The organism is Devosia sp. YIM 151766 (assembly GCF_030285925.1).
Classification (GTDB): domain Bacteria; phylum Pseudomonadota; class Alphaproteobacteria; order Rhizobiales; family Devosiaceae; genus Devosia.
In genome coordinates this window covers 1909072-1922682 of sequence record NZ_CP127251.1, presented here as the reverse complement: position 1 = coordinate 1922682, position 13611 = coordinate 1909072, and the positions used below count along the sequence as shown (strand labels likewise).

The 13611-nt window shown below is 63.2% G+C and carries 17 protein-coding genes; 11 read left to right on the top strand and 6 right to left on the bottom strand.

From position 1 onward, the window contains the following. Nucleotides 1-54 precede the first annotated feature (54 nt). From O9Z70_RS09430 to O9Z70_RS09420, 3 genes are read right to left on the bottom strand one after another with little or no spacing between them, the layout of a single operon-like run. Entirely contained in the window at nt 55-579 is a 525-nt protein-coding gene (locus tag O9Z70_RS09430; RefSeq protein WP_286018570.1) for a dihydrofolate reductase, read from the bottom strand. After that, the gene (locus O9Z70_RS09425) at nt 576-902 is read right to left on the bottom strand and encodes a nucleoside triphosphate pyrophosphohydrolase family protein (protein WP_286018569.1); all 327 of its coding nucleotides are present in this window, start codon (nt 900-902) and stop codon (nt 576-578) included. The genes O9Z70_RS09430 and O9Z70_RS09425 overlap by 4 nt, the downstream gene beginning before the upstream one ends. After that, entirely contained in the window at nt 899-1693 is a 795-nt protein-coding gene (locus O9Z70_RS09420; protein WP_286018568.1) for a thymidylate synthase, read from the bottom strand. The genes O9Z70_RS09425 and O9Z70_RS09420 overlap by 4 nt, the downstream gene beginning before the upstream one ends. Before the next feature lie 157 nt (nt 1694-1850). Here O9Z70_RS09420 and O9Z70_RS09415 point away from each other — a divergent pair, with 157 nt between their 5' ends. Both O9Z70_RS09415 and O9Z70_RS09410 read left to right on the top strand, forming a co-directional pair. Continuing rightward, nucleotides 1851-2249 (top strand): RidA family protein, encoded by a 399-nt coding sequence (locus tag O9Z70_RS09415; RefSeq protein WP_286018567.1) that lies wholly within the window; start codon nt 1851-1853, stop codon nt 2247-2249. 35 nt (nt 2250-2284) lie between these two features. Next, nucleotides 2285-2485 (top strand): YdeI/OmpD-associated family protein, encoded by a 201-nt coding sequence (locus O9Z70_RS09410; protein ID WP_286018566.1) that lies wholly within the window; start codon nt 2285-2287, stop codon nt 2483-2485. Nucleotides 2486-2490: 5 nt separating this feature from the next. Here the strand turns inward: O9Z70_RS09410 and serB are convergent, their stop codons facing one another. Continuing rightward, the gene (gene serB, locus O9Z70_RS09405; RefSeq protein ID WP_286018565.1) at nt 2491-3363 is read right to left on the bottom strand and encodes a phosphoserine phosphatase SerB; all 873 of its coding nucleotides are present in this window, start codon (nt 3361-3363) and stop codon (nt 2491-2493) included. Nucleotides 3364-3387: 24 nt separating this feature from the next. Between serB and miaA the strand changes: the two genes are divergently transcribed. Continuing rightward, entirely contained in the window at nt 3388-4269 is an 882-nt protein-coding gene (gene miaA / locus O9Z70_RS09400; RefSeq protein WP_286018564.1) for a tRNA (adenosine(37)-N6)-dimethylallyltransferase MiaA, read from the top strand. A 59-nt stretch (nt 4270-4328) separates the two neighbouring features. Here miaA and O9Z70_RS09395 read toward each other — a convergent pair whose 3' ends face one another. Continuing rightward, nucleotides 4329-5750: an MATE family efflux transporter gene (locus O9Z70_RS09395; protein WP_286018563.1), complete on the bottom strand. Its 1422-nt coding sequence runs from the start codon at nt 5748-5750 to the stop codon at nt 4329-4331. Between the two features lie 76 nt (nt 5751-5826). Between O9Z70_RS09395 and O9Z70_RS09390 the strand changes: the two genes are divergently transcribed. From O9Z70_RS09390 to O9Z70_RS09375, 4 genes are all read left to right on the top strand, one after another. After that, a complete protein-coding gene (locus tag O9Z70_RS09390) occupies nt 5827-6186 on the top strand; it encodes a DUF423 domain-containing protein (protein WP_286018562.1) in 360 nt (119 codons plus the stop codon). Between the two features lie 65 nt (nt 6187-6251). Beyond that, nucleotides 6252-6524, top strand: a complete 273-nt coding sequence (locus O9Z70_RS09385; protein WP_286018561.1) for a YMGG-like glycine zipper-containing protein — start codon at nt 6252-6254, stop codon at nt 6522-6524. 283 nt (nt 6525-6807) lie between these two features. After that, nucleotides 6808-7020, top strand: coding sequence for a cold-shock protein (locus O9Z70_RS09380; RefSeq protein WP_286018560.1), 213 nt, complete (start codon nt 6808-6810; stop codon nt 7018-7020). A 188-nt stretch (nt 7021-7208) separates the two neighbouring features. Beyond that, on the top strand, nt 7209-7643 hold the full coding sequence (locus tag O9Z70_RS09375) for an NUDIX hydrolase (protein WP_286018559.1): 435 nt from the start codon (nt 7209-7211) through the stop codon (nt 7641-7643). On the opposite strand, the gene O9Z70_RS09370 is transcribed toward O9Z70_RS09375, so the two are convergent. Beyond that, a complete protein-coding gene (locus O9Z70_RS09370; RefSeq protein WP_286018558.1) occupies nt 7633-9132 on the bottom strand; it encodes an inorganic phosphate transporter in 1500 nt (499 codons plus the stop codon). The genes O9Z70_RS09375 and O9Z70_RS09370 overlap by 11 nt on opposite strands. A 381-nt stretch (nt 9133-9513) precedes the next feature. Between O9Z70_RS09370 and O9Z70_RS09365 the strand changes: the two genes are divergently transcribed. The 4 genes from O9Z70_RS09365 to O9Z70_RS09350 all read left to right on the top strand — a co-directional run bounded on the left by O9Z70_RS09365 (nt 9514) and on the right by O9Z70_RS09350 (nt 13547). Beyond that, nucleotides 9514-11283 carry an acetolactate synthase 3 large subunit gene (locus O9Z70_RS09365; RefSeq protein WP_286018557.1) on the top strand — a complete coding sequence of 590 codons (1770 nt, stop codon included), beginning with the start codon at nt 9514-9516 and terminating at the stop codon, nt 11281-11283. 21 nt (nt 11284-11304) lie between these two features. After that, a complete protein-coding gene (ilvN, locus tag O9Z70_RS09360) occupies nt 11305-11859 on the top strand; it encodes an acetolactate synthase small subunit (RefSeq protein ID WP_286018556.1) in 555 nt (184 codons plus the stop codon). Nucleotides 11860-11953: 94 nt separating this feature from the next. Next, nucleotides 11954-12697 carry a pyridoxine 5'-phosphate synthase gene (locus tag O9Z70_RS09355; protein WP_286018555.1) on the top strand — a complete coding sequence of 248 codons (744 nt, stop codon included), beginning with the start codon at nt 11954-11956 and terminating at the stop codon, nt 12695-12697. A 238-nt stretch (nt 12698-12935) separates the two neighbouring features. Next, the gene (locus O9Z70_RS09350; protein WP_286018554.1) at nt 12936-13547 is read left to right on the top strand and encodes an NADPH-dependent FMN reductase; all 612 of its coding nucleotides are present in this window, start codon (nt 12936-12938) and stop codon (nt 13545-13547) included. The last annotated feature ends 64 nt before the right edge of the window (nt 13548-13611 follow it).

Below are 13611 nucleotides of genomic sequence, written 5' to 3'. Positions count from 1 at the left end.
TTCGGTGTCTAAGAGAAATCGTTGCTGCCATATATAGGCAAGGCGCCCCTGCGATCAATGCGCGGGGCCGTGAACACGTTCATAGATGCGGATGTCGTAACCGGCGCCGTCTTTTTCCGAGCGGGGAATGACCGGTTGGCCGGTCAGGCGCCATTCCTCTGGGTCGATGGCGGGAAAATGGACATCGCCCGGGGGTTCCAGGTCCACATGAGTGATGTAGAGCCGGTCCGCCAGGGGCAGGGCCTGCGCGTATATGTCGCCGCCGCCGATGACCATGATTTCGTCGGTTCCCGATGCCACGGCGATCTCGCGGGCGGCTTGCAGGGCCTCGGCGAGGCTATGGCGCACGATGATTCCGGGGGCAGCGTAATCGCGCTGGCGGGTGACGACGATGTGGGGACGGCCCGGAAGGGGCTTGGGAAAGGTCTCGAATTGCTTGCGGCCCATGACCATCGGCTTGCCCATCGTCATTTGCTTGAACCAGGCAAAGTCGGACGGAATGCGCCAGGGAATGGTCCGGTCGGCGCCAATGACATTGTTGCGCGCGACGGCGGCGATGAGGGAGACCGGGATGTTCATGGCCGCTCCGGGTCGCTCAGATGGCGGAACCATTTCCGCTGCAAGGCGACCTCGAGATCGATATCGTTGTGGCGGGCATAGAGCAGCAGCATGGCCAGCAGGTCGGCCGCTTCGTCGTCCCGCGCCTGGACAATATCAGCGGCATCCTGCCCCTTGCGGCGGCCGCGCCCGCTCAGCCGAAGATGCTCCGCGGTGAGTTCGCCCAGTTCCTCCTGCAATTTCAGCATGAACCAGTCGTCGTCGCGGCGGATATCGTTACGCTGGGCATAAATATCGGAAACCTGCGTCACCAAGCCGGTCAGGTCGGCCAGCGAGCGACTCATACCGCTACTGCGGCCTTGATGTGGGGATGAGGATCGTAGCCTTCAAATTCGAAGTCCTCGAAGACGAAATCTTCCAGCCGCTTTCGCTCGGGATTGATGCGAAGGCGCGGCAGCGGACGCGGATCGCGGGTGAGTTGCAGGCGGGCCTGCTCGAAATGGTTGGAATAGAGATGCACGTCGCCGAAGGAATGGACGAAATCGCCAACTTCCAGGTTCGTGACCTGCGCCACCATATGGGTGAGCAGGGCATAGGAGGCGATGTTGAAGGGCACGCCGAGGAAAGTGTCGGCGGAGCGCTGGTAGAGCTGGCAACTGAGCTTGCCATCGGCGACGTAGAACTGGAACAGGCAATGGCAGGGCGGCAGCGCCATTTCGTCCACCTCCGCCGGATTCCAGGCGGAGACGATGTGACGGCGGGAATCGGGCCTGGTGCGGATGCTCTCGAGCACATTGGCGATCTGGTCGATATGCCGGCCATCCGGCGCGGGCCAGCTGCGCCATTGGCTGCCATAGACCGGGCCGAGATCGCCGTTCTCGTCGGCCCATTCATCCCAGATCTTCACCCCGTGTTCCTGCAACCAGCGGACATTGGTTTCGCCTCGGATGAACCAGAGCAGTTCATAGACGATGGATTTGAGATGCAATTTCTTGGTGGTGAGCAGCGGAAAGCCCTTCGAGAGATCGAAGCGCATCTGATAGCCGAACAGGCTGCGCGTGCCGGTGCCGGTGCGGTCCGACTTGTCGGCGCCGTTTTCCAGGATGTCGGAGAGAAGCGTGAGATAGGGCTGCATGCGGCGAGTTTAGGACGATTCGGCAGCTTCCGCTGCCCCACCGTCGCATCTATGCCCGCTTTCGATGGAGCGTAATTGAATACCGCCATCGATCCTGACACGACATGGCAGCGCCGGCGCATTATGTTGCTGCGGCACCTTATCGGAAGGAAAGGCAATGGCTGTCGAACACATCAATCCCGCGGGCATGTATAACAGCCCGGTCTTTTCGCAGGGCATCATCCTGCCGGCCAATGCGCGCATCTTGCTGATCGGCGGGCAGAACGGGGTCAACGAGCAGGGCGAGGTCGTCGGCAAGGGCGATGTCGCTAAACAGGCGGAGCAGGCATTGGCCAATATGGTCAAGGTGCTGGCGGCGGCCGGCGCGGGGGTCGAGCATCTGGTCAAGACCACGATTCTGCTACAGCAGGACGCCGACCTGAATGCTGCCTTCGGGGCCTGGATGGCGATATGGGGTCAGCGGCAAAATCCGCCGACAGTGACCGGAATGCGGGTTGCCGCATTGGCCAATCCGGATTTCCTGATCGAAATCGAAGCCATGGCGGTATTGCCATAAGCCCGCGCCTGCGTCCCTTGCGGCCCAGAGAGGACATGCCGGAATTCGTCCATGCGGCTTTGGAGGCGCGCGGGCTGCGCGCCCGATATGACGCGCGCCCGCCTTATCAACGCAATGATTACCTGTTGTGGATCAACAAGGCCCAGCGCGCGACGACCAAACAGAAGCGGCTGGCGCAGATGCTGGACGAGCTGGAGAGCGGCGGCGTCTATATGCGGATGAAGTGGAACGGCTGAGGACTTCAGCGGACGAAATCGTCCTCGGCATAGCCTTGCAGATAGAGCAGGGCGGTGAGATCGCCGTGATCTATGCGGATGGCGGCGGCCGCGGCGACGGCGGGCTTGGCATGGAGCGCCACGCCGAAACCGGCGACGCCGATCATGTCGAGATCGTTGGCGCCGTCGCCCACAGCCATGGTCTGTGCCAGATCGAGGCCACGCTCGGCAGCCAGGGCGACAAGGCGTTCGCGCTTGGTGTCCTTATCGACGATGGGTTTCGTCACCGTGCCGGTGAGCCGGTCGCCCTCGAATTCCAGCACGTTGGCGACGGCTTCGTCGAAACCGATACGCTTGGCGAAATAGTCGGCGAACAGGGTGAAGCCGCCGGAAACCAGGGACGTATAGGCGCCATAAGCCTTCATGGTCTGCACCAGGGCGCGGCCGCCGGGCGTCAGGGTAATGGCTTCGCGGCGGATTTCCTCGATGATCTTGCGCTCCAGGCCCTTGAGCAGGGCGACGCGGGTATCGAGGGCCTGGGCGAAATCCAATTCGCCGCGCATGGCGCGGTCGGTGATTTCGGCCACCTGCGGCTTGAGATCGAGCGCGGCGGCCAGTTCATCGATGCATTCCTGCTCGATCATGGTGGAATCCATATCGGCCACCAGCAATTGCTTGCGGCGGCCGGTGCTGGGCACCAGATTGGCGTCCACGGCTTTCGCGGCGAGCAGGTCGCGCGCCAGATCCAGGGCATCGGGTGCGGTTGGCTCGACTATCTCGCAGGCCACGCCGTGGTTTAGCCAGTTGAGTTCGCCGCCGGTTTTTGCGACCACAGCGGCGGCAAGGGCCGCGTCCAGTTCGGGATCGGCGGGATTGGCGATGAGAGACAGGACCGGCATGGCGGCGGCAACTTTCGGGAGCAGATGATGGGGGCGCAGAGACGCGCTGTGCTGATAGCGGGTCCGACTGCCAGCGGCAAGTCGGCGCTGGCTCTTGAGCGGGCGCAGGCGTCGGGCGGCATCATCGTCAACGCCGATTCCATGCAGGTCTATGACACGCTGCGCATTGTCACGGCCCGCCCGGGCGCGGCTGAGGAAGCACTGGCCGAGCATCGGCTCTATGGTGTCGTACCGGCAGGACAGCGTTTTTCCACCGGGCAATGGGTGCGGGCGGTCGCGGCGGTCCTGGCCGATGGCGCGCCGGAGCGGGAACTGATTTTCGTTGGCGGAACAGGCCTTTACTTCGATGCGCTGACAAAAGGATTCGCCGATGTGCCGGAGATTCCGGAACAAGTGGTGCTTGAAGTTAAACAAGAGATTCAAGCGCTGGACGAGGCGGGACGCCGGGCGTTGCTGGCGCGGGAAGACCCCGGCACCGCGCATCGGCTGAAGGTTGCCGATCCGCAACGGGTGCTGCGGGCGCTGGCGGTGAAGCGGGCCACGGGGCGGACGCTGTCCAGCTTTCAGAGCGATCAGCAACCGGGATTGCTGGCGGAGTGGGATATCGAGCGGCTGGTGCTATGGCCGGACCGCGATGTGCTGCGCGCTCGCATTGCACGGCGGTTCGAGACCATGTTCAGTTCGGGCGCGGTGCAGGAGGTCGAAGCCTTGCTGGCGCAGAGGCTCGACCCGGCGCTGCCGGCGATGAAAGCGATCGGCGTACCGGAAATCGCCGGCTGGCTGGATGGGACGCTGACGCGCCAAGAGGCGGTCGAGCGGGCGATCATCGCCACACAGCAATATGCCAAGCGGCAGCGAACCTGGTTCCGCAACCGCATGGGCGACTGGCCGCGCCGGACGCTCTAGCTCTTCGTTCCACGCATCGGATTTTCCGAAAATTGCTGGTCCACTTTTCGGTCCGATGCCTAGGCGCGCCTGACGCCGATCTTTTCCAGCAGGCCAAGGCGTTCGCGCAGGGCGAAGCGGGAAACCAGCAGGACGGCGACGAAGGCGAGGCCGACGGCCAGGCCGAGCCAGATGCCGACGCCGCGCCAGTCGAGGACGAAGCCGAGCACATAGCTGGTGGGCAGGCCGACCAGCCAATAGCCGAATATGGCCAATAGCATCGGAATCTTGGTATCGCTCAGGCCGCGCAGGGCGTGGGCGGCGGTGACCTGCGCGCCATCGACCAATTGGAAAATGCCGGCGATGGCGATGAAGGACACAGCCAGAGTGGCGGCGTGGACATTGGCTTCGATGGTGGGATCGAGAAAAATCGACACGATTGGGCGGGCGAAGAGCAGGAAGGTGGCGCAGGAAATGGTCATGAAGCCGATGCCGAGCATGAAGGCCATCCAGCCGGCCTTGCGGATACCGTCCGGGTCGCGGCGGCCATAGGCGACGCCGACGCGCACGGTGGCGGCGATGCCCAGGCCCAGCGGAACCATGAACGCCATGGAGGCGCATTGCAGGGCAATGGCGTGGGCGGCGACCTCATCGGTGCCGATGCGGCCCATCAGCAGGGCGGCGGCGGTGAACATGCCGACTTCCGCCAGCACCGTGAGCGCGATGGGCGTGCCGATGGCGAAGATGGAGCGGAAATGGCTCCAATCGGGCTTCCAGAACCGCATGAGAATATGGAACCGGCCGAAACGCCGGTGGCGCACCACATAGGCCAGCATGGCGAGGAACATGAGGATATTGGTGGTGAGCGTGGCGATGCCGGCACCGCGCAATTCCAGCCGTGGCATACCGAAATTGCCGAAGATCAGCGTATAGGCGATGAAGGCGTTCACCACGACGCCGAGCACGGTAATGACCAGTACCGCGCGGGTCGCGTCGAAAGCCGAGAGGAACGAGCGCAGGGTGATGATGCCGATGGCCGGGAACAGCGACCAGGCAACGATCTGGACGAATTGCTCCGCCATGTCGGTGGCTTGCGGGTCCTGGCCCAGGAACAGGTAAAGCGGCTTGATTTGCAGGACGAGCGGCAGCAGGAGCGCGGCGAGCACGATGGCGGCCCAGAAGCCCTGGCGCACGATGCGGCGGATGGCCTTGATGTTGCGCGCGCCGCGCGCTTGCGCCACGAGCGGAGCCACGGCGCCGACAATGCCGACGCCGAACAGCAGGAACGGCGTGAAGAAGGTCGTGCCCAGCGTGCCGGCGGCCAGATAGACGGGCCCCAGCCAGCCAAGCAGGATGACGTCCGTGGTATGCAGGGCATTCTGCGCCAGTTGCGCGATGACCAGCGGCCAGGCCAGCGAAAAGGTGGCGCGCAGTTCCGCGCCCCAGCTGGAAGCAGCCGGCGGCGAAAGCGCCGGCTCGGCCGACGCGACTTTGTCACTCATTGTCATTTCTCACACTCTCGGGCCATGCTGTAGTCCAAAGCGGTGCAACGGGGAAGCGGTGCAGCGGGGAGCAGCCATGCAACGAGTATTGCTTATCGTCGCCGGTCTTGCCGGCGCTGTGGGCGTCGCCGCCGCAGCAGCCGCTTCGCATATGGCGGAGTCGCGCAATCTGGCCGCCATTGCCGCGATCTGTCTGTCGCATGGTCCGGCATTGCTGGCCTTGGGACTGCATGGTCGAACGCGGCCCTTGCTGGTGGCCGGCTGCGTGCTGGCGGTGGGGACGCTGCTGTTTGCCGGCGATCTGGCGATGCGCGAATGGGCCGGGCGCGGCCTGTTTACCGGTGCGGCGCCGCTGGGCGGAGCGGTGATGATGCTCGGCTGGCTGGGCCTGGCCATTGCAGGCCTGGTTCGGCCGGAGCCGATAAAGAAAGATTAAAACGCCGCTGGAACCTTTGGGCAGACCATGCATTCTTGCCACGAGCATCTCGCTGGAGGACTTCAATGCATAAGATTCTGATCATCGCCGCGACCGCGCTGTCGCTTGCCGCCTGTACCACAACCCAGCAGGGCGCCGCTGTCGGCGGAATTGGCGGGGCGGTAGTCGGCGCTGGCCTCACTGGCGGCAGTGTCGTTGGTACCGCTGTCGGCGCCGGTATTGGCGCAGTTGCAGGCGCCGCCGTCGGCGACGCGGTTCGCTATCACGACCGCTCCCGCAACCAGTGCGTCTATCGCGACCGCCATGGCCGGGAATTCATCGATATCTGCCGCGGCTAAGCCGGCTATCCCATGCCGTAGCGCCCCCTGCGGCTAAGCGCCCCCAGGCGCCAAGACACCCGGTTGGCCCCCCAGCCGGGTGTCTTTTCGAGCGGTATATCGATCTTGAAAAAGTCGATGCACCAATAGATAATGGACGTTACGTGCCACTTGTCTTGCGCTACCTGAACGGCCGGCTCGCCCGGAAACTAGGCTACCTCCTGATCTCGTGAATCGTAAGTCCGATTTTCGGATAAACCCTTCGCCGCAGCAGCGGCACAACAGACCAAGAGGTTCTCTAGATATGGCCATCACCGGTACCGTGAAATTTTTCAACACCACCAAGGGCTACGGCTTCATTTCGCCTGACAATGGTGAAAAGGATGCCTTTGTACATATTTCCGCGGTGCAGCGTTCGGGCCTGCAGGGCCTGTATGAAGGCGACAAGGTGAGCTTTGAATTGCAGACCGGCCGCGACGGCAAGGTTTCGGCCACCGATCTGACCCTGCTGAGCTAAGCGCTCCGGCAAGGCGGCCTGCGCTTCCTGCCCGTGGACGTTATGGATTACCGAATTTGAAGGGGCCCGGCGGGGCCCCTTTGCATTGTTGTGGTGGACTCTGGTGGCCGCGCCATGCCACAGGGCCATCTGAATAACGTTCATGCGGTGCGGCGATGCGCGACTTCCTCAAAAACTGGAGCCACAAGGTGGAGACGCCAAGCGGCCTGCGACAGGCCGGCGCCATGCCCTATGCCATCGTCGATGGCCGGGTGGCGTTCCTGCTGATTACCTCGCGGCGGACCGGACGCTGGATCTTTCCCAAAGGCGCCATCGAGCCGAGCATGACGCCGTGGGAAAGCGCCGCCCTGGAAGCGCTGGAGGAAGCGGGCGTGTCCGGCGAGATCGCGACACAGCCTATCGGCGCCTATCGCGGCAGCGCCGGCACCGACGAATCCGTGCTGGTCGATATCGACATCTATCCGCTACGCGTGGAGGTCCAGCACGAAAAATGGCGCGAAATGGACCAGCGGCTGCGCCATTGGGCCGTGCTCAGCGAAGCGCAGCGTCTGTTGCACGACGCGGCCCTGGTGCGGCTTGTCGTCGGGCTCCATGTGCAATTGACGGGATCGCTCAGCGCATGACCAGGTTGAGCACAACATAAACCAGCGCCGAGAGCGCGCCGGCAGCCGGTACGGTTACGATCCAGGCGGCGGCGATGCTCAGGATATGACGCCGCCGGACCAGCCGCCGGCCCTCCTGCTTGCGGGAGCGGGCCAGGGCTTCCTCGGGCGTGGCATTGAGCGTTTCGGGATCGACATGGCGCGCATGGCGCGGCACGGCGGAAAATTCCAGCACCTGGCGCTGCCAATATTCACGCAGGAACCCGACGCCGAAAATGCCGCCAATAGCGATATGGGTGGAGGAGACGGGCATGCCCAAGGCCGAAGCCGCCAAGACGGTGACGGCTGCCGACAAGGCGACGCAGAAGGCGCGGATTTCGTTGAGCTTGGTGATCTGTTCGCCGACGGTGCGAATGAGGCGCGGGCCGAACAGGGCCAGGCCGAGCGCGATGCCGACCGCACCGATGGCCATGACCCAGAAGGGAATGCCGACAGTGGCATGATCGGCGTGGGCGCCCAGCCGGTCGACAATGGCTGCCAGGGGGCCGATCGCATTGGATACGTCATTGGCGCCATGGCCGAATGACATCAGGGCCGCCGCGACGATCAGCGGGACGCGGAACAGGCTGGCAACGTGCTTGGTGCGGTTTTCGATGGTCAGGGAGCGCCGGCGGATCAGCGGCATGGCGATAATCCATCCCAGCGCCCCGAAGCCGATGCCGATCAGGACGACCATCCAGTTTTCGGGTTTCCAGACGCGGCTCAGGCCCTTGGTCGCCAGATACATCGAGAAGATTGCGGCCATGGCGGCCACGAAGATCGGCACCCAGAGGCGCGCCGAGGAAATCTTGTCGATGCGCCCGGTAATGGTGACATGGACGAGCGCCAGGGCCAGTGCCGCGAACAAGCCGCCGAGCACCGGCGAAATCACCCAGCTGGCGGCGATCATGGCGATGTTCTGCCAGGTCACGGCATAAAGTCCGGCTGCGGCAATGGCGGAGCCGACAATGCCGCCGACAACGGCATGGGTGGTGGAGACCGGCGCGCCGATATAGGTGGCGATATTGATCCACAGGGCCGCCGCCAGCAGGGCGGACATCATCACCAGAACGAAGGTCATGTCATCGAGATGGGTGCCGGGTGCGACGATGTCCCGGGCCAGCGTGTTGACCACGTCGCCGCCGGCGAGCAGGGCTCCGGCCGCCTCGAAAATGGCGGCGATGAACAGCGCCCCCAGCATGGTGACCGCCTTGGCGCCGACAGCGGGACCCATATTGTTGGCGACGTCGTTGGCGCCGACATTGAGCGCCATATAGCCGGCGATCACGGCGGCGATGACGACGAGGTAACCGGATTGGATATCGGTGACGACGTGGCTGGCCCATAGGGTGGCGGCGAGAAGGAAGACCAGCGCGATGCCGGGGGCGGACAGCTTGCGGCCCAGATCGTGCGTGGCGACCTCAAGGCCGGACACTCGCTTCAGGTCCTTGTCCAGCGCGCTTTTGCTCATGTCATCAAACTGTCATCATTGGCGTCGCTGGGGCTTTAGCATCCCTGCGCCCCCCTGCAATCCCTAAAGCGATCGATCTGGCGCCTGTCCCCACCTGTTACTGAACGGCGGCAGAAAGGAATGGCTGCATCAGCTTGACTTTGCCGCCGCTATCCTCTTATCAATGCCGCGTCTAGAATTTTGGAGCGGTCCAGTGCGGGCACTCATTCTCGTAGTATGCAGGCGCATCGGCAACGTGGGGTAAAACCCCGCGCGATAGCTGGTGCGCCGAAAACAGGTCCCAAAAGGGGCCTTTTTTATTGCCTTTTTTCCGCCGCGCGGGAGAGGCGGCAGGTGACGGACAAGTCCCCGGAAGGGGGCAAGACTTAGGAAGGGCTGACAATGGCCGAGAAAATGACCGGCGCAGAAATGGTGATCCAGGCGCTGACCGACCAGGGGGTCGAGCATATCTTCGGATATCCGGGCGGCGCGGCTTTGCCGATCTACGATGCGATGTTCCAGCAGGATTACGTCAAGCACATCCTGGTGCGGCACGAGCAGGGCGCGACGCATATGGCCGAAGGCTATGCGCGCTCGACCGGCAAGCCCGGCGTGGTCCTGGTCACCTCCGGCCCCGGCGCGACCAATGCGGTCACCGGTCTTACCGACGCGCTGATGGATTCGATCCCGCTGGTCTGCATCACCGCGCAGGTGCCGACCACGCTGATCGGAACCGATGGTTTCCAGGAATGCGACACGGTCGGCATTACCCGCTCCTGCACCAAGCATAATTACCTGGTCAAGAACGTCGCCGACCTGCCGCGCGTCCTGCATGAGGCTTTCCATATCGCCACTACCGGCCGTCCGGGCCCGGTGGTGATCGATATTCCCAAAGACGTGCAGTTCGCGGTCGGCGATTATTACCAGCCGGAGCGGGAAACGCTGCGGCACCAGTCTTATCGGCCGCAGATGGACGGCGATCTGGCTGCCATCGAGGCGGCCGTGGACATGATGCTCAAGGCGGAGCGGCCGATCTTCTATACCGGCGGCGGCGTCATCAATGCCGGGCCGGAAGCCTCCGAGAGCCTGCGGGAACTGGCGGAACTGACGGGTTTCCCGGTCACCTCCACGCTGATGGGGCTCGGTGGCTTCCCGGCGTCCAATCCGCAATGGATGGGCATGCTGGGCATGCACGGCACTTACGAGGCCAATATGGCCATGCATGATTGCGACGTGATGATCAATATCGGCGCGCGGTTCGACGACCGCATCACCGGCCGGGTCGATGCCTTTTCACCGAACAGCCGCAAGATTCACGTCGATATCGATCCCAGCTCGATCAACAAGATCATCCGCGTCGATCTGCCGATCGTCGGCGATTGCGGGCGGGTGCTGGCCGAGATGATCCGCATCTGGCGCAGCAAGACCAACCAGCCGCGCGGCGAAGCGATCGCGCCATGGTGGCAGCAGATCGACAAGTGGCGGGCTGTCGGCTCGCTCAATTTCAAGAATTCCGACACCGTCATCAAGCCGCAATGGGCGATCCAGCGGCTTTACGAAGCCACGAAGAAGCAGGCCAAGGAGGTGTATATCACCACCGAAGTCGGCCAGCATCAGATGTGGGCGGCGCAGCATTTCCATTTCGACAAGCCCAACCATTGGATGACCTCGGGCGGGCTGGGCACGATGGGCTATGGCCTTCCCGCCGCGGTCGGTGTGCAGGTCGCGCATCCGGACGCGCTGGTGATCGACATTGCCGGCGAGGCGTCGGTGCAGATGACCATGCAGGAATTGTCGACGGCGGTGCAGTACCGTCTGCCGATCAAGGTGTTCATCCTCAACAATGAGCGCATGGGCATGGTCCGCCAGTGGCAGGACCTGCTGCACGGCTCGCGCTATGCCCATTCCTATTCGGAATCGCTGCCGGATTTCGTCAAGCTGGCCGAGGCTTACGGCGCCAAGGGCATCAAATGCGACACGCCGGCCGAACTCGACGCGGCCATTGCCGAAATGATCGATTACGATGGTCCGGTGCTGTTCGACGTGCTGGTCGAAAAGGATGAGAACTGCCTGCCCATGATCCCATCGGGCAAGCCGCATAACGAGATCATCCTGCCCGATACCGCCGATATCGGCGACATCATCGACGAGAAGGGACGGGCGCTGGTTTAGGCCGCGACGGAGGACAAAGACATGAACGCACATCTGCAACCCACCGGCTCCGCCTATTTCCTGACCCAGGAAACCCAGCAGACCGAGCGCCACACGCTTTCGGTGCTGGTCGACAATGAACCCGGCATCCTGGCGCGGGTGGTCAGCCTGTTCTCGGCGCGCGGCTACAATATCGAAAGCCTGACCGTCAGCGAGACCGAACACGACAAGCGACTTAGTCGCATCACCGTGGTGGTGGTGGCGACGCCCCGAGTGCTGGTGCAGATCAAGACCCAGCTCGAACGGCTGGTGCCGGTGCACAAGGTGCACGATCTGACCGCCGAAGGGCCTTTTCTCGAACGCGAGTTGGCGCTGATCAAGGTCAAGGGATCGGGCGAGCACCGGGCCGAGACCCTGCGCCTGGCCGACGCCTTTCGCGCCCATATCGTCGACGCGACGGTGGAAAGCTTTGTCTTCGAGGTGACCGGCAAGCCGGAAAAGGTCGACAGCTTCATCGCCCTGATGGCGCCGCTGGGATTGGTGGAAGTGGTCCGCACCGGACTGGCCGCCATCGGGCGCGGCGCCGAAGGGATGTGAGCGGGCGGCGCTTCGGCAGCTCTCATCACAAGGTTCGATTGGGCGCGGCACGCAGTCTGGTGTATGGCAGGATTCGAATTGTTCGAGTCCTGCCATGACCTTGCTCTCCGTCAATCTCAATGCCGTCGCCCAGCTTCGCAATCGGCGCGATCTGCCCTGGCCCAGCGTGACCGGCATCGCCCGAATCGTGCTGGAGGCCGGGGCGAGCGGCATCACGGTGCATCCACGCCCCGATGAACGCCATATCCGCCGGACCGATGTGTTCGAGCTTTCGGCATTGCTGCGCGCCGATTATCCGGAGGCCGAGTTCAACATCGAGGGCTATCCCAGCGAGGATTTCCTGGAGCTTATCGAACAGGTCCAGCCGCAGCAGGTGACGCTGGTGCCGGACGATCCGGCGCAGGCCACCTCGGATCATGGCTGGGATTTCGTCGGCAAGGGCAATTTCCTCACCTCGGTGGTGCAACGCCTCAAGCGTGCCGACCGCCGGATTTCGCTGTTCTGCGATCCCGATGCCGGCGAGACTGGCGTGTTGGCGGCCAAGGCCAGTGGCGCGGACCGGGTGGAATTGTTCACCGGGCCCTATGGCGCCTGTTACGACAATCCCGAGCGCGCCGAAGAGGAATTGGCGGCCATGGCGGCGACGAGTCGCGCCGCTCTCGCTGCCGGTCTGGGCGTCAATGCCGGTCACGACCTGACGCTGGATAATCTGCCCGGCTTCCAGGCGGCCGTGCCGGGGGTGATCGAGGTATCCATCGGCCATGGACTCACCGCCGATGCGCTGCTGATGGGTTTTGCCGAGGCGACGCGGCGCTATATCGGCGTTCTCGCTGCCTGAGCGGTAGGAAATCATTGTTCGGTTTTAACGAACACTTCGTCCTTGCGGCGGGATCGAAGCGGCGAATAAGGACAGGATTGCGGTCCTTTTCCGCATAAAGCGTTGAGTTTCCTATACTTACATCAATGTAACCAGGCAACGCCGATGTGTGCGGAGAACAGAAACATGCCTTCTTGAGGCTTTTGGCTGCAGGCACATATATCGCCTCAGTTACGTTTTGTTACCAAGGAGGGCATCAATGTCCAAGCTCAAGATCGGCGTCATCATCTCGTCCACCCGTCCCAGCCGTTTCGGCGACATTCCCGCCAAGTGGATTTTGGACAAGGCCAATGAACGCCCCGAAATCGACGCCGAGATCGTCGACGTCCGCGATTTCGACCTGCCGTTCTTCGATGAAGTCGCGTCCAATGCCTGGGCCCCGTCGCAGAATGCCAATGCCGTCAAGTGGCAGAATAAGATCTCCGAGTTCGACGGGTATATCTTTGTCGTCGCCGAATATAACCGCGCCATTACCGGCGCGCTGAAGAACGCCATCGACCAGGCCTATACCAACTGGAACAAGAAGACCTTCGGCGCCGTGGGTTACGGCACGGTCGGCGGCGCGCGGGCCATCGAGAATCTGCGCACCATCGGCGTCGAATTGCAGATGGCCTCGACCCGTTCGGCCGTTCACATTGCCGGCGCCGATTTCATGTCCGTGCATCCCGGCTTCGGCGGCACCAAGTCGCTGAGCGAGATCGAGGCCTCGATCGGCAATTCGGCCACTGACATGCTGGACCAGCTGATCTGGTGGGGCAATGCCACCAAGGCCGCCCGTGAAGGCGAAGCCGTGGCCAAGGCCGCCGAATAAGCTACCGCGAAGACCTCCAAGTCCTCGCTTACCTGGCAGGGGCCGTTCCGAAAGGGGCGGCCCC